General features: G+C 75.3%; 1 pseudogene. It reads right to left on the reverse strand.

The features are described 5' to 3' along the window. Positions 1-62: 62 nt before the first annotated feature. Positions 63-645, reverse strand: a pseudogene (locus EOA86_RS37350) (P-type conjugative transfer protein TrbL); the annotation flags it as partial.

The following is a 645-nucleotide window of genomic DNA, read 5'->3' on the forward strand; positions in this document are numbered from 1 at the left end:
CTGGTAGGGTGTCTCGGGTTCCGGCACCTTGCCGTAGTGGGTTGCCGGTCGCTTGAAGAAGGTCATGTGCGATCCTTTTCGGAAAGGCTGACGGAGGCGCCGCCGCCGTGACTGTCGCCGGAGCGGACGGCATGCGCGGCCGCCATGGCTCCGTGGCTCATGCCGCGGCTCTGCCGCATGCGGCGGGCCCAGGCGGGTGGGGTCTCCGTGGCGGCGCCAGCTGCTGCGGGCTCGGCCGTGCCGCCGACCGTGCCCATGGAGGATGATCCGCCGGTCGCTTGGAACGCGGCCTTACCGCCGGCGTCGAAGGAGGAACCGAGGCTTTCCGAGACGCGCGATGTCGCGCGCTTGAGGGGCGAGGCCGCGGCGCCCCCGGCGGCGCGGGCAACGCCTCCAAGGCCCGCGGCAATGGCGGCCGGCCCGCTCTCGGGGGCAGACGCCAGCGAATAGGACGTCGAGGCGCCCCCGGCGAGCGCCGCGCCACCGCGCAGGCCGCTGGCGCCGGCCGACCAGGCGGCCCGTCCGCCCTTGGCGGCGATCATGGCGCCGCCACCGGCAGCGACGATGGCGCCGCCGGCAGCAAGGCCGGTCCCGACGGCAGCACCCGCGCCAAGCTGCGGGCCGCCGGAGACGATACCGTTGGCG

Origin of the sequence: Mesorhizobium sp. M5C.F.Ca.IN.020.32.2.1, from assembly GCF_004023105.1 — a bacterium.
GTDB classification, from domain to species: Bacteria; Pseudomonadota; Alphaproteobacteria; order Rhizobiales; family Rhizobiaceae; genus Mesorhizobium; species Mesorhizobium wenxiniae.